The sequence below is a fragment of the Shewanella sp. 0m-6 genome (assembly GCF_052977325.1).
In genome coordinates, this window is the sequence record NZ_JBRIMD010000015.1 from 37,916 (window position 1) to 63,169 (window position 25,254).

Consider the following 25,254-nt stretch of genomic DNA (forward strand, 5'->3'; position numbering starts at 1 on the left):
CTCGATAAATATTGACTAACATTGAGAAAAACATTGGTTTAAATGCAAAAAAGTTCATTACGTGGCAAAAAACTAAGTTAATTCGTGACGTTAAGCCACGAACTAAGCACTAAATCAAAGCACTAAATCAAAGTACTTGGACTAAGTACTCATGGGGGATTAATTACTCATGGAGCTATGTTGTCGTTATATGGTTAATTTAAATAAGCACGATAAGATTAAATTCTCGACGTTGAGCTAAACGCGACGCAGCAGTTGCCGAGACAGAGACAGAGAAAACAAGCTGAAATAGAAACCCAATAGCTAAGCTCAATAACTAAACTCAATGCGAGTAACAAAGCCAGTAACTAAGCTCAATACTGAAGCGATACACTTAAGTCATGTTGATCTTAGATTAATCGTTGTGAGTTGAAGTGAAACCAAAGAAATAAAGTATGTTACACCCTTGCTGCCTAACATAAGCTAACGTAAGCTAAGAGTTAATTAACGGTAGAGTAGAGCTAAATGTAGAGTTAAACCTAGAGGAAGAGTCTTTGACTCTCCCTCTCCGTAAAAAGAAGCAACTTAGTTTATACCAGCCTATAAGCCAATCATAAATTCAGATTAGCTAAATACAAGAGGGTTATTAGCTTCATCCGTCAGCGCCTCACTTTCAAGTTCAGCAGTATATAATGTCACCCTATTACGACCAGAGTGCTTAGATGCATAAAGGGCTATATCTGCACGTTTTAATAGAGGATCTAAGCTGAGATCTTCAACAGTATTACCCGCAACACCAAAACTGGCGCTAATGTTAAATGCATGCCCAGAGTATTTAGTATCAATCGCGGCAATAGCCTCTTTACAGCGCTCTGCTATCCCCAATGCGACAGTTTCATTTGAGTAAGGTAAAAATAGCGCAAACTCTTCTCCGCCCATGCGAGTAAAAATATCACTGTCACGGATAAGGGGTTTTACCGCAGACACCACATGTTTTAAGGTCCAGTCTCCTGTCCCGTGGCCGTAACTATCGTTAATATTTTTAAACAGATCTAAGTCAAATACCACTACGGAAAACTCTGTCTGGCGCACACTGACCTGCACGAACTCATTCTCAGCGAAGTCTTGACCCGCTCCGCGATTATAAACACCAGTCAGCCTGTCGGTTAATGCCAGTTTACGATAACGCATTTTCTGTCTGTGGCTATAAATAACGAATAGCGACAAGAAGAAAATACTGCCAATCAACATAGTTACAATCATTAAATTATTGGTTCGATCTGACTGATCTAACTCTTTCTGAGTTTGCAGCAATTCACGCTCTTGATTAAGTAACGCTATCTCACGCGCCAGCTCTCGGTGTTTAAACTTCGCCATCTGATAAGCATTAGCCTTGGCTTTAGTGTCATCGAGCATTAAATTGGTGTAGTGTTGATGGGATTCTAGATAGTCATAAGCAAGCTTATATTGCTTTGACGCAACGTAGCGTTGCGATAATACTCTTGCGGCAATCGCTTTATATTCAATATGGCTAGGGTCATCACTTAGACTCATCACCTTATTAGCAAACTCTTCCGCCTGGGAGGCATCACCTAAGCTCAAATAGGTTTGACTCAGTAACGCATTTACATGATTGATTTCAGTTTGAAAATTAAACTCTTGATAACCTTTTAATACTGGCTCTAGCAGATATTTAGCCCTGTTATAATCCTCGCTCTGGAGAGCGACTAAAGCTAAGCCCTTTTGTGACATCAAACCAATAAGTGGGAACTTTTTTTCTTCACAATAAATTTGACTACTGAGAAATCCCTGTTGCGCTTCGCCTGACCTATTTTCTTTTAAATCAACAACAGCGAGCATCAGCAATGAAAAACAATGTTGACGGACATCATTGATTTTAGCACTTAGTTCAGCAGATTTAGCTGCGAACTCTCTCATATCTTGGTAGGCGTTTAATACCAAGGCTAAGTTAGCCAAGCGAACATAGCTGCTGAGCTTAATTTCAATATCATCGTATTTATCAATACGTTGTAAACTGTCCTCCATCAACGTTAATGCTTCAGAATACTGCTTTAAAGCGATGTAATTAGCTGATAATGATTGATGAATTTTACTTTGCAATGCATCTCGAGGGGCTAGCTTCTCAGCATTTTTTAAACTAACTACAGATGCATTATAATTTCCCTGATACGTTAGAAAGACAGCTTGATAGATGTAAACATTAATTTTTTGCTCTCTCGATAAATTGTTCCACTCTCCTATTAATTGAGCAATAAGCTTTTCGGACTTCTGCGATGGAGCACTTATGTTCTTCTCTAACTCCTCAAGAACTTGCTCATAGTCTAAACCCTCTCCATAACTCATATTAGGAAAAAACAGAATTAGTACAGAAAATAAGACTATGAATAATCTCATTTTATAATTACTTTTTATCTACATAAACAAGCAAAAATGATTGAATACCTTTACTGCCAGATAATCCCTTAAGCTTATTTTCATCACCTGAGATCACAGCCTGAATTTCATCATCAGCTAGGCCATTGGCCTTCATCACACCTTGAGGATCTTGCTTATACTCCTCCAGTAACTTAGCGTCTGAACCTAGCTTCTCGAAAAAATTGTTAAACTTAGACATGATTATTCCCTTAAATTAAATGAATATTATTGGTTTATTTTTTTGTTTAGTTACTTTCTTCGCACTTTTTACTTCAGTGACTTTTTTACTTAAGTGACTGTTTACTTCAGTGCTTATTTACCTAGCTACTTAGCTATTTAGCAGCCGAGTTATTTCAGGTTGATACCTAACGGCTCGTTTTACAGCTGCTAGCTTGTAATTGCTGTTTACGACATTAAGCATCTTAAGATGCTTAATCGTCTCAGTCTCAAAACTGCAAGCTCATCACCACAGGGGCATTAACCTAAGTCTTCGGCGGTGATCCCAAGCTTGGCCAATACCTCATGATTAAACTCTAGCTCTCTCGAGGGTGGAATAAGCAAGGTCGTGATAGATGAAAGACGCGCAAACGGCAGTTCTTTCAAGGCTATCTTGTCGATTCTAGGAGTCTGAGTGGGTAAGTTAGGGGCCTCATATAGCACGATTTCATGCTCTAGAGGGTACCACTCGTTAAGTTGCTCTACTAACACCTGTAACCTGTCTGATGAAGTATGAAACTCAGTTAAGGTATGCTCGCCAGCGATGCCAATTTGCCATAGCAGTAAGTGCGTTGTCGGATCTGGCGTATGCTTGTAAAACATAAATTGGCTGGCTTCGAAACTTTGATGACCCGAGGCGCCAGGATCAATACCCACATCGGCCCATAAACAGGCCTCGGCCGAAATACCCGGCTCCATTTGCGCTGGATAACCCTCTTCTCTTGCCTGAGTAATCGCAAAATGCGATACACAAGCGAAAACGCCCGGATGACCATATAGCGCACAAACAACTCTTTTGCCTAAGCGCACCTGCTCTAAAATGGCTGCCACCATCTGTTCATAAGTATCTCGGCGGTTTTTAACTTCACCTTCTTGAGCGTAATAAGGCTGAAGACTCCGCACGTCTTGGTTGAGAGACTCAAGCCAATGCTGTGCAAATCCGTCTGGCACCAGAGAAAACACCACATCAGCATGCTCTATGTAGCTTTTACTCAGTACGCTAATTTGTCCGGCCAAGTTCAAACCCGTGCCGACACAAACCAAAGTTCCTTTTTCTTTTGCTGTCATTTACTCAATTGCCTGTTATTACGATTATTATTGTTGTTTTGCTGCAAAAAACTAAGCTGCGCAAATAGATTACAAAACCATGTTAATTTAGCATAACAACTGCGTAACTTAAACATAAAATAGGTCAATGCATTTAATCGACAATAAAATGGTTTTACCTTTCTAGTTAAACCATTTTTCAACCGCGATATAAAGTGAATAATTTGATAGTATCCAATTGAATTTCATACTGTAAGAGTCATCCTGGCATTACAATAGCAATAGCGTCATTTTTAACAAATTAGTGCGATAGATGAACTATTTGCCGTTTGTCGACTCAATATACCCACAATGCTGAGATTAATGTTAAATCCTTTAATTAAAGTAAAGAATTCCGCCCCAAGCACGCCTTGCAGTAATACTCCTTGTCATAAGGGTGACTGCTTGGGTATTATGACCGACAGATTTTGATGAAGTAGCGCATTCAATGACAATTAAAAAGAAAAGTCTTACCCTTTTGGGCGCTGCTGCGCTCTCGTTATCACTTAGTGCTTGTAGTGTTTTTGACTGGTTGATCTATAAACCTGATATCCCTCAGGGTAACTATATGGAAAAGCAGCAAGTTGAAAAGTTACGAATCGATATGACTAAAGAGCAGGTTGAATACGTGCTTGGTCGTCCCGTTTTACGAGACAGTTTCTCAGATGATACTTGGTATTATGTCTACCACTATAAGAGTGGCCGTGACGCCAGCATTATCCATAAAGAACTCATCCTTAACTTTAATGGCGATAAGCTAACTGAAGTGAAAGGTGATTATGAGCTTAGCCCTGACTTTGGTGTCCCACTTGAAGAAAGTAAGTTACCAGAGATCAACACCCCAGAAGGTGATCCTTTGATCCCAGAGCAGCGCCCTCAAGCTAAACCTCTGATCGAAGAGGAACAAACACAACCTGAGACACTCTCAGAAAAGTTTGAATAATTAGTCCTGGCATCAATACAAAAATGGCGACTCCCGTTTGGGCGTCGCCATTTTCATATCCGTCATTAATAGCCGTTATTCATTAAAGCAATTTCAGGGGCATTAAAGCTTACTACCCGTAATCTTATTAATTCGGCCATCTTCTTTCGCTTTTTCTGCACGTTTACGACGCACATCCTTAGGATCGGCAATTAATGGCCGGTAAATCTCAACGCGTTGACCGGGTTGTAGCACTTCATCATGCTTAACTAAGCGACTAAAAATCCCCAATTTTACCGTTTCAAGATCAATATCAGGAAAGTAACGCTGCATATCACTTAACTTGACCGCATCGATACAGGTCGTTCCGGCTGGAACCTGAACCTTAATCAGCTTTTGCTGCTTGGGTAGCGCATAAATAACTTCAACCAAAAATGATGTTTGTTCAGTACTCATTTGTATATCACCTTCGCGCGGCTCGTAAATGCAGTTACCATGGATCCCATCAACTCTTTAAAAACCTTGCCAAAGGCCATATCGACAATTGGGCTAGAGAATTCAAACTGCAACTCGAAGTTTACCTTGCAGGCATCTTCAGTAAGCTCAGTAAACGTCCACTCACCAACGAGTTCTTTAAAAGGACCGTTTTCTAATTGTAATTGAATACTTTTACCAGCAACAACTTGATTGCGAGTAGTGAAGGTTTTACTGATCCCCGCTTTTGCCACATCAACCGACGCCAGCATCGTTTTGCCGTCAAACTCTATCACCTTACCACCGACACATCCGGGCAAGAACTCTTTATATGACTCAACATCATTGACTAAGTCATACATCTGCATCGCGCTGAAGCGAACTAATACACTGCGTGAAATTTGCGGCATTGAAGATTGCTACTCAGTAATTAAAAACCAAAGGTCGATTTTAACATGAACACAAAAAAACGCATCTTTGATACTCAAGAGTGATATTAAGCGACTAAAAAGCAAACAAACTCACCGCTGATAACAACAAAACATCGAATAAATCCACTTGCCCAATTCCATATTTGCTAAGCCTGAGTATAATGTGTCTCCTATGGCTAAGAAAAACGCAAAAAATTCAAAGAACAGTTCAGCTTCAATCGCACGTAATAAACGCGCAACCTTCGACTATAAGTTTGAAGAGAAGCTAGAAGCAGGCCTATCCCTCATGGGATGGGAAGTTAAGTCTATTCGTATGGGCAAGGTCAACTTGTCCGAAAGCTACGTCTTTTTAAGAGAAGGCGAGGCTTACCTTTTTGGTTGCACCATCGCACCACTTAATACCGCCTCTTCTCATGTAGTGTGTGATCCTTTGCGCTCACGTAAGCTACTACTTAAACGTAAAGAGCTTGATAAGCTGCAAGGGCTAGTTGACCGTAAAGGTTACTCAATTGTTCCAATCTCTATGTATTGGCAGAAAGGCGCTTGGGTTAAAATTGAGATTGGCCTAGGTAAAGGTAAGAAAGAACACGACAAGCGCGACGATACTAAAGATCGCGAATGGCAAATTGAAAAGGCTCGTACCATAAAGAAGGCGGTACAGCAGTAATTTCAACAACGTACCTAATGAATAACGTACGTATAACGAACAATCGGTTGTAAATGCGATTTTTATGCTTGGTAAAACAAGCTAGGTCGCGTTACAATCACATTGTACTTGGGGGCGATTCTGGATTCGACAAGATTCTCGAAACCCTGGGAGCATGCCGAGGGGCGGTTGGCCTCGTAAAAAGCCGCACCGTTATAGTTGCAAACGACTCTAACTACTCTCTAGCAGCTTAGGCTAGCTAGCCATCTTGCTCACGTTTATCAAATGGGCAGAGTAATAAGATGGTCACCTTTACATTTGATAGCGAGGGAACCACGTTCAGGGGTGAACCGCGAAACAGTACTGAACTCGCCAATTACAATCCTGTCTTTCGGAGTGTACTTGGTTAACCAAAAGAGAGACTAAGCATGTAGCGCCTTGGATGTAGGCTTTTTGGACGCGGGTTCGAGCCCCGCCGCCTCCACCAAATATAGAAACGAAGACGTCTTACGACGTCTTTTTTTCTGCCCGCAAAACACTAAAATCAATAACTTAGCGTCTATTAACGTCTATTGCCATTTCATAGCAGCTTGAGATTTATGTAACACCTAATGTAACATCGGAGCCAAATCTCGATTCGGGTGTTACAATCATGGCCAATACCACTAAGCAGCTCACCGCAACACAAGTTGCAAATGCAAAGCCTAAAGAGAAAGAGTACAACCTCGCTGACGGCAGAGGGTTATCACTCAGAGTCAAAGCCAGTGGTTCAAAGTTTTGGTTACTGAACTACACTCGGCCTGTAACTCAAAAGCGAGCCAACCTAGGTTTAGGTACCTACCCTGATGTACCACTAGCAGAAGCAAGAAAGCGAAGAGAAGCAGCCCGTGAACTTCTTGCTCAAGGCATTGACCCTCAACACCACCAGCAGCAACAGAAAGCTGCCGTAAAAACCGATGCTGAAAACACTCTAAAGTCAGTAACTGATACTTGGTTTGAAATTAAAAAGCAGAAGGTCTCTGAAAATCACGGTCAAAAGCTCTATCGACGGCTTGAGTTGTACCTCTTCCCTGCCCTAGGCGACAAACCAATCAGCGCCTTAACTGCCCCACAAGTCATTCAAGTACTCAAGCCTGCAGAAGCTAAAGGCAATATTGAAACCTGTAAGCGTGTGATCAGTTGGCTAAATGAAGTAATGACCTTTGCAGTCAACACTGGCCTGATACATTCAAACCCGCTTATTGGCATCGCGGCGGCCTTTGGCGTCCCAGAGAAGCGACAAATGCCTACTCTCAAGCCTGCAGAGCTACCAGAGTTTATCGAGGCACTCACCTACTCCAATATAAAAATAACAACACGCTGTTTAATTGAGATCCAACTACACACCATGACCCGCCCAGCGGAAGCCGCAAAAGCGAAATGGACTGAAATTGATTTTGAAAAGCAACTATGGACGATTCCAGCTGAGCGAATGAAGATGAAGCGTGAGCATATTATTCCTCTTACTCCGCAAGTCCTATCGCTACTAAAGCGCATGCAAAAGCTCAGTGGTGACTTGGAATACATATTCCCAGCAGATAGAAACAAAAATACCCACACCAACACAGAAACGGCCAACATGGCTATCAAGCGAATGGGCTACAAAGGCCGCTTAGTGGCCCATGGCCTGCGTGCGTTAGCCAGCACAACCCTAAACGAACAAGGCTTTGATGCTGAGCTCATAGAGGTATCACTGGCTCATGTTGACAAGAACACCGTTAGAGCGGCCTATAACCGCGCAGACTATATTGAGCGGCGCAGAGAGCTTATGTGCTGGTGGAGCGATCATATTTGCGGGCAATAAGAATCAAGCCCGCAGGATCATACCGGATCAATGATCTAGAAAATTACCTAAATGGTTATTTGAGTCGAGTAGAGCACATTTCTATTAGGGCCATTAGTCCCATCATTAGCTTTGATTCATCACATAAACTAACTTATCAATGTGATATATTCACCAATATATTATTACCAGTTCATGATGAGAACGAAAAATGGTTAGAAATGTTGGCGATAAGGCTTTTTTTGAAACGCTATGGGAATCAGCCGTGGCATTGCGTGGTGCGTTACAACCTTCCGAATACAAACACCCTGTACTGGCACTTCTTTTCTTTAAGTACGTAAGTGACTCTTTTGGCGAGTTCCGCAGCGATGCTCAAGAATGGATTAAAGACGAAGACCACGAGTTCTTCGAAATGGATATCGACGATCCAGATTTGTATGAAGCAGCAAACATCTTTTGGGTTCCAGAAGTGGCTCGTTGGGAATATCTTGTAGCCAATGCAAAACAGCCAAACTTTGCGAAAATTTTGGATGATGCTTCCAAGGCAATCGAAGATAACAACCCTGATCTAAAAGGCATGCTTTACCGTGGATTTGGCCTACTTAAAATCCCATCAAGCAAGCTGGGTGAGCTGGTTGACCTGCTTGGTACTCTGAGCTTCAACAACAAAGAGCATCGTTCTGCTGATGTTCTAGGTATGGCGTATGAATTCTTCCTGGGTAAATTTGCTCTTGCAGAAGGTTCAGATGCAGGTGCCTTCTTCACTTGTGAGTCTATCGTAAAAACTCTTGTTGAAATCATTGCTCCGACGCGAGGTATTCTATACGAGCCAGCGATTGGTTCTGGCGGTATCGTGGCGTGGTCTGAAAAGTTCATGGAAAGCCATGGCGGTGAGCGTGGCGATATCAGTGTGTACGGCCAAGAATACACATACACCACATGGAAGATGGCGGCCATGAACCTGCTTATCCGTGGTATCGATTTCGATTTGGGGGCTGAGAATGCCGATACACTTCTGAACGATTTACATAAAGATGTTCGTGCAGACTACATCCTGGCGAACCCGCCGTTCAACCAAGAGAAATGGGGTGCAAGTAAAGTAGCAAATGATGTTCGCTGGAAGTGGGGAACACCAACAGATCGCAACGCTAACTATGCTTGGATCCAGCACATGCTTTACCACCTAAATGATACTGGTCGTGCAGGTGTGGTCATGGCGAATGGTGCCATGACATCGACAGCGAATACTGAAGGTGACATTCGTAAAGCCATCATTGAAGATGATCTAGTTGAGTGTATGGTTGCTCTACCGCCGAAGCTATTCATTAACACTCAGATCCCTTCATGTCTGTTTATCTTCAACAGGAACAAGAAGCGTGAGGGTGAAACTCTCTTCATCGATGCTCGTCATCTAGGCCGTCTAGAGTCTCGTGCTCAGTTGGTGTTTGACCAACATCATGTCGATGAAATTGCCCAGACTTACCACGCTTGGGCGAAAACAGACTTCTCTGTGAAGGCATACGAAGATATCCCTGGTTTCTGCAAATCGGCCAAGTTTGAAGACATTCAAAAGGCAGGCTTTGTTCTTTCTCCTGGACGCTACGTTGGTGCTGCGGAAGTCGAAGAAGATGAAGCTTCATATCAGGAAGATATGGCTATCCTAACTGAACAGTTGTCAGAACAGATTACTAAGTCGGTTACTCTTGATGAGCAAATCAAGGCTTCGCTTGCGGAGGTTGGATATGATCTCTAAGCAAATGAAGCTAGGCGATATTGCTGAGATAACAATGGGCCAATCCCCAAAAGGCGACTCCTGCAATAACGATGGGCAAGGTATGCCATTGCTGAATGGCCCTACGGAATTTGGTGGCGTACATCCATATCCGACTCAGTTTACAGTTGACCCAAAGCGCAAGGCTAAAGTTGGCGATATTCTTTTCTGTGTTCGAGGATCGACCACTGGAAGAATGAACTATGCCGATCAAGAATATGCAATTGGTCGTGGGATTGGATCTATACGTGGAAAGAATGGATATTCAACGTCATTCGTTAGAGCTGTTATAGATTCCAACTTAAATGGATTGCTAAAAATCGCAACAGGCACAACGTTTCCCAACCTTGGTAAAGACGCCTTAAATGACTATGTTGTTAACGTAGTTGATAGTGATAAATCTGTATTCGTAGGGAGCCTTGCCCAACAAATTGAAGAAAAGGTAGCTAACAATTCAAATATGAACCAGACCTTAGAAAAGCTCGCGCAGCGCATCTTTAAGTCTTGGTTTATCGATTTTGATCCAGTGAAGGCGAACAAGGAAGGTCTGCCTTTCGATGGTTTGTCGCCTGAAATCCAAGCTTTGTTCCCAAGTGAATTTGAAGATTCTGAGCTGGGGATGATTCCGAAGGGGTGGAGTGCTGGCAAGTTCGAGGACTTAGCAGTATCAATTGCTACTGGAGGAACACCAAAACGCTCTGAAACTAGCTACTGGAACGAAGGTATAGTTCCTTGGCTGTCTTCGGGTGAAGTAAAAAGTGGTATCGCAACAAGCACCAAAGAATGTATCACAGAGCTAGGACTTTCAAAAAGTGCAGCCAAGCTTTGGGGGAAAAACACTGTGGTGATAGCTATGTATGGTGCTACTGCTGGAGAAGTTTGCCTATTGGGGCTAGCTATGACGACTAATCAAGCTTGTTGTGGCTTAACACCTCATGAACATTCAAGAAGCTACTTATTTTTAGCGGCTAGAAATGAAAAGGCCAAGCTTGTTTCAAAAGCTTCTGGAGCTGCGCAACAAAACTTAAATAAAGGTCTCATCGCATCTCATCCTTATGTTATTCCGAGTGATGATATCTTGGTAAATTTTGAAAAGGTTGTTATCCCATTGCTCGAAAAGTGGATGGACAACGAATTTCAAAACAGAACCTTAAGTTCTCTTCGAGATCGATTGCTGCCAAAGCTAATCTCTGGTCAAATTTCTGTAGGTGAAGCAACACAGGATCTTGCAGAAGCGGTATAACTGGAAGTCCGAGCCCAAAATGTAGGGCTCGGACTGGCTTAATCATATTCATAACAAAAACAATAAATAAGAATGGATATTAAATGAAAATAACGGAAGAAATGCTAGAAGACCATTGCATGGTCTGGTTTGGAAGCCTAGGCTACCAAACGTTAAACGGAAGTGAGCTAGAACCTAAAGGTAGTGTGCCAGAACGAGAATCGCTCTCTGACGTAGTTCTTAAACCTCGGCTCCGCAAAGCCCTATTAAAGATCAACTCACACTTGCCAGAAGAATGTATCGATACAGCCATTGGTATCTTACTCAATACAGTACCGTCTGTTGAACGTGCTAACCACACATTCCATCGTCAAATCATCGACGGTATTCAAGTTGAGTATGAAGATGAACGTGGGCACCCTGTAGGGGATAAGGTCAGACTGGTTGACTTCACTAATGAGCGCAATAATTGGTTGGCCGTAAGGCAATTTTCAATCAATGGTGTCACTAATGGTGAGATCGATAATCGAAGACCAGATATCGTCGTATTTCTAAATGGTTTACCCATTTCACTTCTTGAACTCAAAAATCCTACCGATACCAAAGCCGATGTATCGCGAGCGTACAATCAAGTTCAGACCTACAAACAAGTAATCAAAGAGCTATTTGTGTTTAACGAATCCCTAATCATCTCTGATGGGACTGAAGCCTACATTGGCTCACTAACGGCCAATAGAGACCGATTCAGTCCTTGGAGAACGATTGACGGATCTCGTGATGATACTGTCGATACTTTGGCTCTTGAGGTTATGGTTCGTGGATTCTTCAACCAAGAGCTTCTGCTTGATTATCTTCAGTACTATGTCTCATTCGAAATCGATAACGAGAAGGTCATTAAGAAGATTGCTGGTTATCACCAATTCCATGGTGTACGTGCTGCGGTTGAAAGTACGATTCGAGCGACTCGCCATGATGGCGACCAACGTTGCGGTGTTTACTGGCACACTCAAGGCTCTGGTAAATCACTCTCGATGACATTTTACAGCGCTAAGCTGATGGCATCGCCATCCATGAATAACCCAACGATAGTTGTCGTGACTGACCGTAATGACCTCGATGAGCAGCTATTCGAGACCTTTGCTGAAAACGCAGAGTTACTTGGCGATACTCCTGTTCAAGCCAAAGACCGAGATGAACTAAGAGCTCTATTAAATAACCGTCCATCTGGCGGCATCATTTTCACAACGATGCAGAAGTTTGCTCCACCTAAGGGAGAAACTCGCTGTAAACCACTCACAGACCGCTATAACATTGTTGTTGCAGCAGATGAAGCCCACCGTTCACAGTATGGCTTGAAGGCTCGTGTAGACTCAAAAACTAGTGAAATGAAGTATGGCTACGCTCAGCATCTTCGGGACTCGTTACCAAATGCAGGTTTTATTGGCTTTACAGGTACGCCAATTGAAATGGAAGACAAGGATACTCGCGTAGTCTTTGGTGATGATGTCTCTGTTTACGATATTGAGCAAGCCCAAAAAGACGGTGCAACTAAACCACTTTATTATGAGAGTCGTCTAATCAAGCTTGATATGAGCAAGAATACAAATGCAGAAGACGTAGACTCTAAAGTTGATGAATTAGTTGCCGAATATGATGAGGACGATCAAGCTAAGACTAAAACTCGCAATGCTGCATTAGAGGCTCTAGTTTGTGCAGAAGACCGTGTAGACCGCCTAGTTCGCGATTTACTAAAGCATTTTACTGCTCGCGAAGAGACATCACTTTCAAAAGCTATGATGGTCTGCATCAGTCGTGAAGCATGTGTTCAGGTCTACGATAAAATCGCCGAACTGAAACCTGATTGGGCAAACGACGACCCAGAAAAAGGCTGTATAAAGGTCATCATGACAGGCACATCTGATGATCCAGCCAAGTACCAAAAGCACATCCATAAAAAGCCTATTCAAAAGAAGATCGCTAAGCGAGTTAAAGATCCTGATGATGAGCTAAAGCTGGTTATTGTTTGCGATATGTGGCTGACAGGTTTTGATGCACCTTGTTTGAATACCATGTATATCGATAAGCCGCTTAAAGGCCATAATTTGATGCAGGCTATCGCTCGTGTTAACCGTGTATTCCGCGATAAAGAAGGTGGCTTGATTGTCGATTACTTAGGTATCGCACCTGAACTTCGCAATGCAATTGCTAACTACACTGCAAGCGGTAACGGCTCTCCAACAATTGACTTGGCTGAAGCTTTAGCTGTGACCATGACCAAGCTAGATGTCTGCCGTGGAATCATGCATGGCTTCGACTATAGCGATTATCGAACCAATACACTTGGCCTACTTGCAGGTGCCATGAACCACATTCTTAACCTAGAGGATGGGAAGAGACGGTTCGATAAAGCGGCCCTGTCACTATCTAAGGCATTTAGTCTGTGTAGCAGTATGGATGAGGCCAAAGATATCAAAGAAGAAATAGCCTTCTTTGAGACGCTACGCGCAGCCATTAAGAAATCCACTACCTCAAAGCAGCGTATGTCTGATGAGAATGTTCAAACAGCATTGAGACAGGTTGTGTCTGAAGCTATCGTTTCTGGCAAAATTGTAGATGTCTTTCAGTCCGCAGGGTTGAACAAGCCAAATATTAGCATCCTCGATGATGAGTTCCTTGCTGAAGTCGAAAAAAGTGAGCACAAAAACCTATCAGTAGAGATGCTCAAAAAGCTCATTCAAGATGAGATAAAAACGCGCACAGTTAAGAACGCTGTCGCTTACAAGACGTTCTCTGAAATGCTACGTAACTCGCTTGATAAATACCGTAACCGTTCGGTTGAGACCAGCGTTGTTATTGAAGAACTGATTAAGCTGGCTAAAGAGTTACGAGAGTCAGCGGATCGCGGTGAAGTGCTAGGTTTAACTAAAGAAGAATTAGCATTTTTCGATGCTCTAAGTGCTAATGATTCAGCTCGTGAAGCCATGAAGCAAGAGGACATCTTGACCATTGCTCGTAAGCTTACAGAAGAAATTCGCAAAAGCGCCCAACCCGACTGGACAAGGCGTAAGAACCTACGAGCTAAGATGCGACTCAAAATCAAGCAGATACTCAAACGTACTGGCTATCCACCAGACGAGCAAGCCGATGCGGTTGAACTTGTATTAGAGCAAGCTGAATTGATGGATGTTGACTATGTTGTAACAAATAAAAGTCTCCCAATTCCAATAAGAGTATTTGGACAGCCTATTTTTTTCTCTGATGAGCTCAACGATATAAAAGGTCTTCATCATTTGGCTTCAATCAATGTCAAAGTCGATATGCCATATGTAGACAACCCTGCAGGCCTAAGTGCTACTGGGCATTTCGTGGCATTAAAAAATCGAGGGATTGTAAGTCCCGAGATTATTGAAGAGTATATCGCAATCAAAAAACTAGGCCAAAGCCATATGTCCGAGTTCGGTCTAAATGAGTATTCTGATTCAGGCTCTGGTTTAATTTGGTCAATAAAGCAAGCTAAAAAAGGTTCTGTCGATTTTCAACTACTATTTAGTATGTACTTAGATGGCAAGAACTATGTAGACTTTGTAAGTCACATACTTCAGTTTGGTGGCTTGACTCTTTCTGCGCTATTGCTATTCAAGACGTCCCTTCTTATGAAAATTAAGAATAAAGACTATCAAGAGCCGGCTAACACTACGACTGAAGCCCCCAAAAATATCAAAGACTCCATTGAAGAACTTGAGAATCAGAGTGAGCCTGAAGTTAAAATCCTACTCCAATACAATTTCAAAGAGGAATTAAACAATCACCACAGAAACAAGCACTAATTGTAACTTTATTTTCTTGTTTCTGGCATGAACAGGTCATTTAGGTTGATGTACAGCTGAATGACCTGTTTCATACAAAGTATGTGTACTTACTTATTCCAATGTCTTTTCACTGTCGCAATCCCCAAACCTAATGTTTCTGCGGCTTTAGATTGAGATAAGCCCTCGGCTTTTTTTGCTTGAACTGACTGAGTGGTGCCATGGGCTTCTGGTCTCCCCAGCTTTTTTCCTTGAGCTTTAGCTCGTTCAAGTCCTTCTTTTGTTCGCTCTCTAATCCGGTTTCTCTCGAACTCAGCAAAGGCCGAAAACATTTGCAGCATCAGCTTACCCTCAGCGCTTGAAAGATCTGCCACGGGGAGATCAAGGCAAGCAACCTTAATGCCTTTATCTGTAAGCAGGTTAATTGTGTTTTGTACGTCTATGTTATCTCGGCCTAAACGGTCTAGCTTTAAGACCACCAGCATATCGCCACGTTCCATCTGGTGATTGATGAGCATCTTGAACTTTTCCCGCTTCATCGCTTCAACGGAACCAGAGACCGTTTCACTGATAGTACGAGCATCATTCACTTCATAGCCTTTTTGTCGGATAGCAAGAATTTGATTCTCGGTTGTTTGCTCTGTTGTAGAAACACGACAATAGGAAAAGATACGCATTGGTTACTCACTTTATGGAAGGTATCAAATATAGGGGTATCATATAATTAAAGTATCATATAATTAAAGTATCATAAAGACTACACCCTAATTTTATGATACCGATATTAAATAGACAAAGCTGGTATCAATATACGAATGTTTATTGATACCAGCTAATTAGATAAATTTAAAAGTTTTTATTTTCTCGCATTCATTTCTTGAAACATCATAAATTGCTTAAATTGCTCTTCGATATCTGAAGAGGTGTTTTTAGCTGGCTTTGCTAATTTACGTAATAGTTCAGCTTGCTTGTAATCAGGCACATCACCATAACTATAAAAACTGGTCAACACGCTTTCATGCCCTAAGTTTTGGCTCCATGCTTTAAACTCTTCTGGTGTTCGGCAAAGATTCTCACCCAGTCTTACCAAAGTATTACGGAAGCTGTGAGGATTAAAATAAGGCAAACCAACAGCTTCAAATGCATTTTTAAAGCCCTTTCGGATTGGAGTTGCATTACTCCAAGTCTCCTTAAGCAAACCAACAGCTGTGAATTGTTGATCATCGTTGTGTGCCAGCTTAGTCTTGGGAAACAACGGATCATTAGGTTTATACCCAAGCTCGCCAGTCAAACACGCAATCCACTCTGCCAATATTTTTGATGGCAGCTCTCCAACAGGGAAAAAATAAGTGACAAACGTTTTACTAAACTTGGTCTTAACCTCCCTAGCATCTTGATAGAAACTTTGTTCAGTAAGATCAACGTGCTTGATCTTAACCGAAGCTACCGCTCCATCTCTTGCACCAGTAAGAAGAACAAAAGCAAGTAACGCTCTATCACGCATTTCCAATACCGTTTCGCAAGGCATCGCTTCTAAGGTCTTTATTATTTGTTCGACCGTTGCTACGTTTCTCTTACGTTTGGCATTTGCAATACGGGTATCTTTTTCAGAAAGATTGAAATACTCAATATCGCTAGAGTTAATCTTTGCACGATAGCCTTTTTGCGTTACCAAAAATTGGAAAAAACCTTTCAAGTGTCGCATGGTGGTAAGCACCGTTGCCTTACTTAATTTATCTCCTGTAACCACAGATTTGTTAGCAAGCAGATACCTCTTAAAAGCAATTGCATGCTTAGCCTTAAACTTCTTAAAGTCTATGAAATTTGTAGCCTCGTCAAATCGATTAATCGATCTCAGTACACCATCAATCGTTGAGTCATCTAGCTGTTTTGCCTCCCTCAAATACTTAGCGTATTCATAAAGAATTCGGGCGTTTTTCGTGCTATTTTTTTTCATCATTAAATACCATACCTAAAGGATAATTTAAGGGCTTTTGACCTCTCAGGATTACTTTGAATCGAAAGATGAGTTTATGAACGTGAAGAACGTCTCTTCACAAGACGTGCTTAACGCTCACCGCTTTCCACCTGGCTTAGCCGGTATTATCCCCTCTAATACTGCAGGCCTTGGGGATCCGTCTAAGTATGATGAGGTTTACTTTAAGAATGAGACTAAGCCACTGATCAGAAAATTAGTCGATGCGGTGGCGCAAGATAGTGAAGTGGGCGGGCGCTTGGAGTTGGTGTTTGATTTGGGGTGAAGGGTGTAGTGTAGGTGTATAGTTACACTGCATAATGCACTAGCTTACGTGAATGGCAGGCCTTTTCGGCAGCCGAATTAAGCTCGCCTATTGACTTGCAGCAAGCTCATATGTGTTAAGAGCCATTCACGGAGCTTTTTCTAATATGTACTCAACAACATCTATGCCAACACTTTGATTTGCATAAAATATGGACTTCCCATGCATTAAAAATGTATTGTTTTTATCTGGAAAGTAAAAACACATTGCGCCTCCCGTATGACAGCTATTTTTTTTATTGTCGTAGTATAGGACTAAGGAGTCATTTAACATTTTTCCTTCGTAAACATAACGACGATCCTCATCAGGGGTGCCATTATCTCGTGATAAAGTAACGTGAGCCTCGCCTCTCACGTTTGTTCTCCATTGAGATAACTCCAGAGTAGAGACAATCTTATCCTTATCCCCCCCTTTATATTTAACATTCCATTTCCCTTTAATTTTTACCGCATTTAACCCTTGATCTTTGCACCAAGGTAATAAACATTTTACTAGAAATGCTTGGATTGCCCATACAGACAACCCGGTAAGTACCCCATAAACAAATTCCATTTTCCCTCCATTAGAATGATTATTAACGTCTAATAACATATACCAGTCAAGCAAGGTAACCTTACAAGCTCTAGACGCTTATAACACCATCCACTTCAAGTACCAAAAATTGACATAACTTTAGTCTGAAAAACGTACTACTGCTGAATAAATAACTTGCAGACCAAACCACTGTTCAAAAACACAGCACTATGGCGTAAACTAAGCAGATTAAATCAATTGGGAGATTGTGATGCGAGTACTTTGTCCAGGCTGTGGTTCTGTTGCTATTATCGGTAAAACAAATCGGCTGAGTCTGGCCCATGCCGATCTGTATTGTTCATGCTCTAACCCTGAGTGCGGCCACACCTTTGTAGCAAACCTAAGTTTTAGCCATACTCTGAGTCCAAGCGCTCAAGCAGCGAGTGCTATTGTGTCGGAACTTGCTCGAGCCCTCTCCCCTACTCAGCGTCAACAGCTGCAGCAGGAACTAAACCTTCTGTGATGTATTGCTGTTCATAAATAGCCAATACATCTGCGACAATCGCATTACATACATCCTTTTTAGCCTCTGTATCTAAGTTAGAAAATAGGCCATTTAGCATGTCTACTTTCTGGTACAACATAGATTCAATAGTCATTTTTTGTATTTCCATAATTGGCACACCAACTGTGGTGCCTAATCTATTATTCATATATATAAAATCGCGCAACCACCTGCTGCGCTATTTGAAAAAGCGTCACAAACACACTTTGAAAAACGCGCAACTAGGAGTTTTCATTGAAAACTCCTTTGAATAAAACTTGATAGGAATAGACCACTATCAGCTATCAGCTATCAGAAATAATCAAACTCGCTATCCTCTTCATCAAGCAAGCGTTCGAACTGCAACTGGCCATTGCTCACCCACCAAATTCGTCCCGAATCCGTAAATACCCTTAAACCTTTGGCAAGCTGCTCAAGCGAATAAGGATCGACTACACCATGAGAAGCAAGATAACGGCGCGACTCCTCTGAAAATCCAGCGGTTTGCTGCGCCAAAACGGCATCTGTACAGTTATTCCCACAAGTCCGAGTATCGCCGCTGCCGCGACTCTTAGAGCAAGAGCAACTGCCAACGGCAACAGCTTTAGGCTGCTTCCACTTCGGCATAGGGAGTTTGTCTTCTTTGTTCTCAATACTGGTGTTAGTTTTAAAAATGGCGGCTCGCTCGGCTTTGAGCTTCTTATAACTACCCTTCTCGTTTTCATCCATGGTTCTAAGCGTCCACTTTTCACCACGGGTAATGAGCGACCTAACTTTGGTATTAACACCATCAATAGTGGCCAACGCACAAAGCCCAAGCACGCGCTTGGTCATTTCACCAAATTCGTTGCCGCACTCGGTTTCTTCATATTCAAGTTTGATAGGGTTAACCGCCAAAGCCTGTTCAAAGGCTTTCCAGTTTGAGCTTTCAGCTGCTGCCCTGGCATGTTCTATTTCAGCAGGTTGTGGGCACTCTTTTAAGCGCCGAAGTTCACGCCATACCTGTACCGATGAAGAGCCGAAGAATTGAAACTGACGTAAACGATAACGGCTAGCCCATGCCGCCGCATTTGCTGCACCGTCATTAGCAGACAGGCCAGATTCAAAATCTAACTCTCCCTGCATGTGTTCACCCTTGATGTTTTTCGACAAGTACTTAACGATCTAGCCCACTGCCGAACCTTTAGTTTTATCTATAGGTTCAATCTCTAACCGGTGTTCTGCGGCGCCCTCTTCATCTCCATCCACCTCAAAGGCATACTTTTCGAGTAAGTCTTTTAGTACATCGCTATGATCAGGATGAACAAAGATCAGCATATGCCAATGCGGTGTACCGTCTTTATGAGGCTCGCTAACACGTAGCCCCTGAATCTTGATTTTGCGATATGACAAAGCAGAGCGGATTTTGCTCCATTGGCCTGACAGGTAGGCTTGAGTGAACTGGGCGTTTTCACAGTTCCACTTATCTGAATTAAAGTGATATTTACTCGGGGCTGTTAAGGTGACCATAAAGCCAACTTTGCCGCTTTCTTCAGCCACTTCTTCTAAGCCACGCGCTCTAACGATTAGTTCGACAAACCGATTTGATGGATTAGCCGTACCAGCCATTGCCGCATCAATCAGTGGTAAAATCACCCCTGATTCAGATTTAATCATGGTGTTCTCTAACCACTCGCGACCACTTCTTTGCTGCTCGCACCACTCGTTAAAGCTTTCTCTGCTTAAATAAGGACTGTCTTCACCCACAAGACCCGCTGCAACATTTAAATGCTCACAGCACAAATCACGTAATGAGCGCAGCTGATTAAGCCACCACTTAGGGCTAGTCATGCGCAAAATGGCGCACTCTGCTGCCTCAATAATTTGGTTTCGCTTTACGTCTGAGTAATAAGGCGGCTTAACTTGCCATTGCTGACACACTGCAGCTGCAGCGTCATAAGCCTTTAAAAAGGCAACATCACCGCTGTAATGGTTGGCGGTGTCTTTCACTTCATCTAAAACAATCAGAGCCAGTCGATTAGCCACATCTTTGAGTCTCTTGCTTTTGCGATATTTGATTAGGTCAAAGCCACCGAAATGCGTGGTTCTTCTGCCGTTGCTTTCGTTAACGTGTTTTGACGTGGTACTTAAAAAGCTGCCCACATTATGGAATGGGTACTTAAGCCATACCTTATTGATAAAATCAGTGGTTTTGCGTAGATAAATATTAGCACTGCGGATCCGCTTACTTGAGTTACCACCCGTTAGGCTAAGGCGGCGCTGATACTCTGCACTGATTTTAAGGCGGATGTTATTAGGCAGGTGACTCAAACGAGCATTGGCAAAACTACGATTACTATTAAGCACTGCAGGATTAGGGGAAACTTCCTCGAGTAGTTCGTTAACCTCTTTCAGTGCCTGGCGAGCATTACCGTTCTTCGGCAGTTCAGCGGTTTTATAGCCATCAAGAAAGGTTAGCTGTTGGTATTGTTCAAGCGTTTTTGGCTCAACTTTTTCAGTATGTTGGTAGTTAGCCGCAAACAAACACGTGCGCCCTTGCGGCGGCGCTTTAACTAATCCAGAAAAAACAGCCGAGGGCAATGCCTCGGACTGTGGTGATAATGTAGGGCTATACATTACAGCCCCTCGATACCATGAATCGCTTTGGCTTTTTCCAGCGTTCGGCGGATCCCTTTGGCTAAATTGGTAAGGTCATTAGCCAAGGCTTGCCAATATAAGCAGTTCAACGCGCCTGAATGTTTGGCTATTGAAAGGTAGCTTGAGTCTGCACAGGTATGCTGGTGCTCTACATACTGTTTTACGTCACTGACTAAAATGCGCTTTTCAGCCCGGTAATGGTTGAGTAAATGTCTGAAGGCAGCATTTTTCATTTTTTACTCTCCGCTTCGTTTTCTTTCACCTCTTGAATACATTTAGGGCAAGCTGTAGAACAAACTTCACCATCAGTTTCGTAGCCATGCCAACCATCGGCAGCGGCTTTATTAATTGCCTCCCCCACCGTGCTGACTCTCGAAATATAATTTGTGCCGGTACACATGAAACAAGTGATCACAAAGACTGATAAAACTTCAACTTCAGTGGGCTCGACGTTGAGTAACTTCATCTAAGCCACCACTTGGTTAACGTGAATGTTGTTGCGAATGGCAACCAAACGAATACGCAGAGTTTTAGCCACTGGCAACTCAAGTGCTTCAGCAATACCCTGCAAGGCTTCAATCACCGACTCGGCCACTATGGGCTCAATGGGATAACTAGAATGGTTTAAAGCGGTTATGACTCTGTTTGCTTCATTGCGAATAGCATCATCTGTTGTTAAACTCTGTTTTGTCGGTTTCATAATGTAAATCCTTGAAAATCTATTGATTGAGTCGACACGGCCACATCCGCTGTAACGGAAGTGGCTTTTTTGTGCCTGTTAATAGCTAACTTGAGCCATTGCGGCCTGATTACTTGCCAGCTCACCTGCAAGTTCTGCAAAACTGTCTTCTGTTGGAGTCTCAATTTTTGCGGTAATGAATTGCTCTCGCCCCAGCCCAATAGAACTGATCTCTTTTACTAATTCACGAATGGCTAGCATCGACATACGCACCGCCTCTTGTTCATCAAACGTCATGTTTTCAAGCGGAATATGAATGTGGGTACTGGGTTTTAGGCGGGCGCCAAACAGGATGATGGCTTTTTTTTGCTTTGAAAGGCCGCTGTATAGACTGGCCGCGCGGTTGCGTCCAAGCATAGAACGCACAGCAGCAATACTCTGCTGACTAGACGGGGAAGCAATATCGTTAGCGGCAGCTTTTTCAATATGTAAGTCGGTTTCTATTCTGGGCACAGCTTCATGCGCAGTTTGTTTTAGAGCATTTATATAATTCCCCTTCTACATCAGCCCAGGCATGGGCATGGCTTGCATTGCATCGCTCGCAACAGTGAGTACCGGAATAGCTTGAAACTTCTGTTCTACGTCATGCACAAAAATGGCTAACTCCGCCATCACGTAAGATGCACGCCTTACGGTTTCATGGCGCATCCGCTCAGTGACGCGTTTGGTGGCTTTAACATCTAAGGCCAGTGCACCTAGCTGAGCAGTATTGGCATTAATGTCGAGCGCCCTATCGGTTAACGCGGTTTTGCTTGCATTGGCTAAGTCGCCCAGTGACACCGAAGCCGCACAACCAAGATCCATCAACACCCCATCAACAATGCAACGATTACCACTGGCTCTGGTGATTTTCACCAACTCACTCACGGTCAACTGATGCGGTTGCTCGGGTAGCAGCTTATTGCGCAGCATCTGCGGGCGTTTCATTCCAGCGGCCTTGGCGATATCACTTATCACTTCGTCATTTGCAAACTGACGCAGTGCACCGGTTAGGTGAACTTGCTCATTTGAATACTGTGTGTTGCTCGAATTGGCATACATAGACGCAAAACTCCATTTTGCTAATCTTCAATTGAAGATAAAAACATTCAAATGACGACTCCAATGTTTTAGCTAACTAAGCAAAGCTCAGAGGCTTCTTTCATCAATGCCAACATGTTGATATACGGGCGTTCTTGCGGCTTACATTTAGGGCGAATAGGTAGGCGTCCTTCACGGACTAGGTAGCGAACATTATCAACTGAAGTGCCGGTACGGCGGGCATATTCTTCAAATGACAAGAATGGGGCGTCAATGTGTAGTGATAGATTGCTCATTTGATGCTATCCTCGAATTTATGTGTCTTTCTGTAATGTGGCGTTACAGACCGTTAAATCATTTGGTGAGGCTATGATTGATCATATTTGTACTAACTTCAATAGTGACGACGATAAATTTCGTAACTTTATTGGTAAACCATTAAATGTGAAAGGTGGAAAGGTTCTAGTAGATAGGCTTTTACATCTGTTCAATCTAAGAAATAAGGTTGAACTATCAGAGATTATTGGGGTATCAACGGGGTCTATAGCTACTTGGCAAACCCGATCTACTGTTCCTTATGAGTTGTTAATTCGAATTCATTTAGCAACGGGGGTTTCAATAGAGTATTTACTCTTTGATAAAGCCGAAGATGATTTGAATGTAATGAGCTATTGTATTAACCCTAATGAAACGCCAAGTTTTGTGACCATAAATCAGAACATTAAGAGTTTTCATTACCCATTACATCAACCCATTCACAGTGATGGTGGCTTACAAATCATAAATCGCTTACAGGAAATATTAGAAATTGATAGTAAGGCTGAATTAGGAAGATTGTGCTCTATAAACATAGGGACGCTAGCGACTTGGCAAACAAGAAAAACAACGCCACACGAACTGCTATGTAGAGTTCATCTAGCGACTGGTGTTTCAATGCACTACCTGTGTTTTGGTAAAGAGTGGATTCCTCCTCAAATTGAGAAGCCTGAAATTAAAAACTGGATGGAAGCCCCTACCGTTAAGGCCGATGAACAAAAGTATTTTAATAGAAACAAAAAACAACGCATTCCTCTACATGATTGGATGCTCAAAGAATCGGATTCTAAAGCCTATCTTTCAGTTTTTGAGATTGATGAAGGAGATATGAAAAGAGTAGATAAAATAAAAATCAATGATGAGTTTCTTACTCTTTTCTCTATCGATGATGATGGATTATCGATAAGTATAAAGGATACTCACTACTTTATAGATCCTAAAATAACTACGATAACTAAAGGGCAATACCTATTCAGAGTCAATGACTCATACCAACTAGGTGAGTTACGCCACCTACCCGATGGAAATATTTATTTAATCGAAGACCAAGAAAAATTTATCTTCGACCCGGCTTCAACCATAGTACTTGGAAAAGTAACCTCAATTTTAAAGCGTGTTTAATTTCTAGTTCAACCAAAAGGAAGTGATCATGTCAGTAGAAAATTCAACTGTTGTCTGGCAAGGAAGTACCAAGGATATTGAGTTTAGTTATGCCGATTTCAAAGGCAACAAAACTCGACGTAAGGTTCAAGTGAACAAGGTTTTATTCGATAAAGATAAACAGCAGTTCTATATAAATGGTATCTGCCAAGAACGAAATTCTGAACGAGATTTCAAAGAAAACAACATATCAACCATGATTAAAGTCGGCTCGAACAGATATGACTTCCAAGAGTGGTTGACGACTCTTGATGTCGACATGTTTGGCTTAATAGATGATGACTCTCAATCCGTAAAAGCTGACCCACTGCCTATCACAGAACAACCGACACAGACCTTCAGCGACAAATTGGAAGAGTACAATAGAAAGCAACAGAAAAAAATTGAAGAAACAAAAGCAAATCAGGTTGATACTCCAGCTCAAGCCAAGGCTAGAAAACTCATCAAACCCTTGTTTATATCGATTGGAGTTCTGTTCATAGTGCTATTTTTGATTTTGCTTTCATCTGCTGCAGATACAGATACAACAGCTAAAATACTGACCTCTCCAGCAGGCGATACTGTCAACATGAACAAAAATGGGTAGATTTACCCTGCTCAAATAAATTTAGAGATTAAGAGTAATATCTATGAGTTTAGAAACATTGTTTTCAACCAATATCATTGTCCCAATTGTCGTTGCATTTATTGGTTTTTTGGTTGCTGTAACTACTGCAATTATTGCGAAAGAACATAAGGTATCAGAGTTTAGGCAAGCTTGGATAAATGACTTGAGAAATGATTTAGCAATTTCACTGAAAAGTGCTTTTGACTGTATTTACGAACTTCAAAACGACTCAAAAAATCACGATATTCAGAAATATAATGAATCATTTAGAGAGCTTGAATTTAGACTAACACTAATAAAACTTAGGCTAAATCCGAAGAAAGACGCCTCATTTATTACACTGACTAACAGCTTGTTACATCAGCTTTTTGAGGTCCATAAAGCCCCTAATAAAAGTAAAGCGATTAGAGAATGTCAGAACTCAGCAAAAATGATTGAGGCATTAAGCCATGAAATGCTAAAGAATGAATGGGAGCGGGTAAAGCTTGGTGAAAAGGGTTTTTTAAGGTTTAAGAGTTTTGGCAAGTTTTTGGCGTCGACATTCATGATAGCAATCTACGTTTTATTTGTAATTGCACTAGTTAACTCACCCATTTTGTTTAACTAA

At 42.1% G+C, this 25,254-nt stretch carries 28 protein-coding genes and 1 other RNA gene; 12 read left to right on the forward strand and 17 right to left on the reverse strand.

Annotation, left to right across the window (positions count from 1 at the left end; all coding sequences use genetic code 11):
• Positions 1–603 precede the first annotated feature (603 nt).
• The 3 genes from ACVBJC_RS12685 to ACVBJC_RS12695 all read right to left on the reverse strand — a co-directional run bounded on the left by ACVBJC_RS12685 (position 604) and on the right by ACVBJC_RS12695 (position 3,699).
• Complete coding sequence (locus tag ACVBJC_RS12685; protein ID WP_447161174.1) at positions 604–2,100, reverse strand: diguanylate cyclase; 1,497 nt, start codon at positions 2,098–2,100, stop codon at positions 604–606.
• A 301-nt stretch (positions 2,101–2,401) separates the two neighbouring features.
• Positions 2,402–2,614, reverse strand: coding sequence for a hypothetical protein (locus ACVBJC_RS12690; RefSeq protein ID WP_447161173.1), 213 nt, complete (start codon positions 2,612–2,614; stop codon positions 2,402–2,404).
• 278 nt (positions 2,615–2,892) lie between these two features.
• The gene (locus ACVBJC_RS12695; protein WP_447161172.1) at positions 2,893–3,699 is read right to left on the reverse strand and encodes an SAM-dependent methyltransferase; all 807 of its coding nucleotides are present in this window, start codon (positions 3,697–3,699) and stop codon (positions 2,893–2,895) included.
• A 466-nt stretch (positions 3,700–4,165) separates the two neighbouring features.
• On the opposite strand from ACVBJC_RS12695, the gene ACVBJC_RS12700 reads away from it, so the two are divergent.
• Positions 4,166–4,660, forward strand: coding sequence for an outer membrane protein assembly factor BamE (locus tag ACVBJC_RS12700; protein WP_447161171.1), 495 nt, complete (start codon positions 4,166–4,168; stop codon positions 4,658–4,660).
• Positions 4,661–4,762: 102 nt separating this feature from the next.
• On the opposite strand, the gene ACVBJC_RS12705 is transcribed toward ACVBJC_RS12700, so the two are convergent.
• Both ACVBJC_RS12705 and ACVBJC_RS12710 read right to left on the reverse strand, forming a co-directional pair.
• The gene (locus ACVBJC_RS12705; protein WP_447161170.1) at positions 4,763–5,095 is read right to left on the reverse strand and encodes an RnfH family protein; all 333 of its coding nucleotides are present in this window, start codon (positions 5,093–5,095) and stop codon (positions 4,763–4,765) included.
• Positions 5,092–5,523 (reverse strand): SRPBCC family protein, encoded by a 432-nt coding sequence (locus ACVBJC_RS12710; RefSeq protein WP_447161169.1) that lies wholly within the window; start codon positions 5,521–5,523, stop codon positions 5,092–5,094. The genes ACVBJC_RS12705 and ACVBJC_RS12710 overlap by 4 nt, the downstream gene beginning before the upstream one ends.
• 193 nt (positions 5,524–5,716) lie before the next feature.
• On the opposite strand from ACVBJC_RS12710, the gene smpB reads away from it, so the two are divergent.
• From smpB to ACVBJC_RS12740, 6 genes are all read left to right on the forward strand, one after another.
• Complete coding sequence (smpB, locus tag ACVBJC_RS12715) at positions 5,717–6,211, forward strand: SsrA-binding protein SmpB (RefSeq protein ID WP_012154535.1); 495 nt, start codon at positions 5,717–5,719, stop codon at positions 6,209–6,211.
• Between the two features lie 110 nt (positions 6,212–6,321).
• Positions 6,322–6,677, forward strand: a transfer-messenger RNA (tmRNA) gene (gene ssrA, locus ACVBJC_RS12720).
• A gap of 165 nt (positions 6,678–6,842) precedes the next feature.
• A complete protein-coding gene (locus tag ACVBJC_RS12725; RefSeq protein ID WP_447161168.1) occupies positions 6,843–8,033 on the forward strand; it encodes an integrase domain-containing protein in 1,191 nt (396 codons plus the stop codon).
• Positions 8,034–8,223: 190 nt separating this feature from the next.
• The gene (locus ACVBJC_RS12730) at positions 8,224–9,765 is read left to right on the forward strand and encodes an N-6 DNA methylase (RefSeq protein ID WP_447161167.1); all 1,542 of its coding nucleotides are present in this window, start codon (positions 8,224–8,226) and stop codon (positions 9,763–9,765) included.
• A complete protein-coding gene (locus ACVBJC_RS12735; protein ID WP_447161166.1) occupies positions 9,755–11,026 on the forward strand; it encodes a restriction endonuclease subunit S in 1,272 nt (423 codons plus the stop codon). Before ACVBJC_RS12730 ends, ACVBJC_RS12735 begins: the two co-directional genes overlap by 11 nt.
• 83 nt (positions 11,027–11,109) lie before the next feature.
• A complete protein-coding gene (locus tag ACVBJC_RS12740) occupies positions 11,110–14,832 on the forward strand; it encodes a type I restriction endonuclease subunit R (protein WP_447161165.1) in 3,723 nt (1,240 codons plus the stop codon).
• Between the two features lie 89 nt (positions 14,833–14,921).
• Here the strand turns inward: ACVBJC_RS12740 and ACVBJC_RS12745 are convergent, their stop codons facing one another.
• Both ACVBJC_RS12745 and ACVBJC_RS12750 read right to left on the reverse strand, forming a co-directional pair.
• On the reverse strand, positions 14,922–15,488 hold the full coding sequence (locus ACVBJC_RS12745) for a recombinase family protein (RefSeq protein WP_447161164.1): 567 nt from the start codon (positions 15,486–15,488) through the stop codon (positions 14,922–14,924).
• 179 nt (positions 15,489–15,667) lie between these two features.
• Complete coding sequence (locus ACVBJC_RS12750; RefSeq protein WP_447161163.1) at positions 15,668–16,771, reverse strand: tyrosine-type recombinase/integrase; 1,104 nt, start codon at positions 16,769–16,771, stop codon at positions 15,668–15,670.
• Between the two features lie 73 nt (positions 16,772–16,844).
• On the opposite strand from ACVBJC_RS12750, the gene ACVBJC_RS12755 reads away from it, so the two are divergent.
• Complete coding sequence (locus tag ACVBJC_RS12755) at positions 16,845–17,072, forward strand: hypothetical protein (RefSeq protein WP_447161162.1); 228 nt, start codon at positions 16,845–16,847, stop codon at positions 17,070–17,072.
• Positions 17,073–17,198: 126 nt separating this feature from the next.
• On the opposite strand, the gene ACVBJC_RS12760 is transcribed toward ACVBJC_RS12755, so the two are convergent.
• Positions 17,199–17,663 carry a hypothetical protein gene (locus ACVBJC_RS12760; protein ID WP_447161161.1) on the reverse strand — a complete coding sequence of 155 codons (465 nt, stop codon included), beginning with the start codon at positions 17,661–17,663 and terminating at the stop codon, positions 17,199–17,201.
• 232 nt (positions 17,664–17,895) lie between these two features.
• On the opposite strand from ACVBJC_RS12760, the gene ACVBJC_RS12765 reads away from it, so the two are divergent.
• Entirely contained in the window at positions 17,896–18,147 is a 252-nt protein-coding gene (locus ACVBJC_RS12765; RefSeq protein WP_447161160.1) for an ogr/Delta-like zinc finger family protein, read from the forward strand.
• Here the strand turns inward: ACVBJC_RS12765 and ACVBJC_RS12770 are convergent.
• From ACVBJC_RS12770 to ACVBJC_RS12810, 9 genes are all read right to left on the reverse strand, one after another.
• Positions 18,104–18,283 carry a hypothetical protein gene (locus ACVBJC_RS12770; protein WP_447161159.1) on the reverse strand — a complete coding sequence of 60 codons (180 nt, stop codon included), beginning with the start codon at positions 18,281–18,283 and terminating at the stop codon, positions 18,104–18,106. The two genes, ACVBJC_RS12765 and ACVBJC_RS12770, sit on opposite strands and share 44 nt — an antisense overlap.
• A gap of 197 nt (positions 18,284–18,480) precedes the next feature.
• The gene (locus ACVBJC_RS12775) at positions 18,481–19,293 is read right to left on the reverse strand and encodes a hypothetical protein (protein ID WP_447161158.1); all 813 of its coding nucleotides are present in this window, start codon (positions 19,291–19,293) and stop codon (positions 18,481–18,483) included.
• A 39-nt stretch (positions 19,294–19,332) separates the two neighbouring features.
• Positions 19,333–20,784, reverse strand: coding sequence for a replication endonuclease (locus tag ACVBJC_RS12780; protein ID WP_447161157.1), 1,452 nt, complete (start codon positions 20,782–20,784; stop codon positions 19,333–19,335).
• Positions 20,784–21,038: a hypothetical protein gene (locus ACVBJC_RS12785; protein ID WP_447161156.1), complete on the reverse strand. Its 255-nt coding sequence runs from the start codon at positions 21,036–21,038 to the stop codon at positions 20,784–20,786. The genes ACVBJC_RS12780 and ACVBJC_RS12785 overlap by 1 nt, the downstream gene beginning before the upstream one ends.
• Positions 21,035–21,271 carry a hypothetical protein gene (locus tag ACVBJC_RS12790; protein WP_447161155.1) on the reverse strand — a complete coding sequence of 79 codons (237 nt, stop codon included), beginning with the start codon at positions 21,269–21,271 and terminating at the stop codon, positions 21,035–21,037. The genes ACVBJC_RS12785 and ACVBJC_RS12790 overlap by 4 nt, the downstream gene beginning before the upstream one ends.
• Positions 21,272–21,505 carry a hypothetical protein gene (locus ACVBJC_RS12795; RefSeq protein ID WP_447161154.1) on the reverse strand — a complete coding sequence of 78 codons (234 nt, stop codon included), beginning with the start codon at positions 21,503–21,505 and terminating at the stop codon, positions 21,272–21,274.
• 78 nt (positions 21,506–21,583) lie between these two features.
• The gene (locus ACVBJC_RS12800) at positions 21,584–21,997 is read right to left on the reverse strand and encodes a hypothetical protein (protein ID WP_447161153.1); all 414 of its coding nucleotides are present in this window, start codon (positions 21,995–21,997) and stop codon (positions 21,584–21,586) included.
• Positions 21,998–22,042: 45 nt separating this feature from the next.
• Positions 22,043–22,585: a phage regulatory CII family protein gene (locus tag ACVBJC_RS12805; protein WP_447161152.1), complete on the reverse strand. Its 543-nt coding sequence runs from the start codon at positions 22,583–22,585 to the stop codon at positions 22,043–22,045.
• A 68-nt stretch (positions 22,586–22,653) separates the two neighbouring features.
• The gene (locus ACVBJC_RS12810; RefSeq protein ID WP_447161151.1) at positions 22,654–22,860 is read right to left on the reverse strand and encodes a DNA-binding protein; all 207 of its coding nucleotides are present in this window, start codon (positions 22,858–22,860) and stop codon (positions 22,654–22,656) included.
• Positions 22,861–22,933: 73 nt separating this feature from the next.
• Here ACVBJC_RS12810 and ACVBJC_RS12815 point away from each other — a divergent pair, with 73 nt between their 5' ends.
• The 3 genes from ACVBJC_RS12815 to ACVBJC_RS12825 are packed head-to-tail and all read left to right on the forward strand — an operon-like array spanning position 22,934 to position 25,254.
• Positions 22,934–24,001: a helix-turn-helix domain-containing protein gene (locus tag ACVBJC_RS12815; RefSeq protein WP_447161150.1), complete on the forward strand. Its 1,068-nt coding sequence runs from the start codon at positions 22,934–22,936 to the stop codon at positions 23,999–24,001.
• A 28-nt stretch (positions 24,002–24,029) separates the two neighbouring features.
• Positions 24,030–24,626 (forward strand): hypothetical protein, encoded by a 597-nt coding sequence (locus ACVBJC_RS12820; RefSeq protein ID WP_447161149.1) that lies wholly within the window; start codon positions 24,030–24,032, stop codon positions 24,624–24,626.
• Positions 24,627–24,669: 43 nt separating this feature from the next.
• Positions 24,670–25,254 (forward strand): hypothetical protein, encoded by a 585-nt coding sequence (locus ACVBJC_RS12825; protein WP_447161148.1) that lies wholly within the window; start codon positions 24,670–24,672, stop codon positions 25,252–25,254.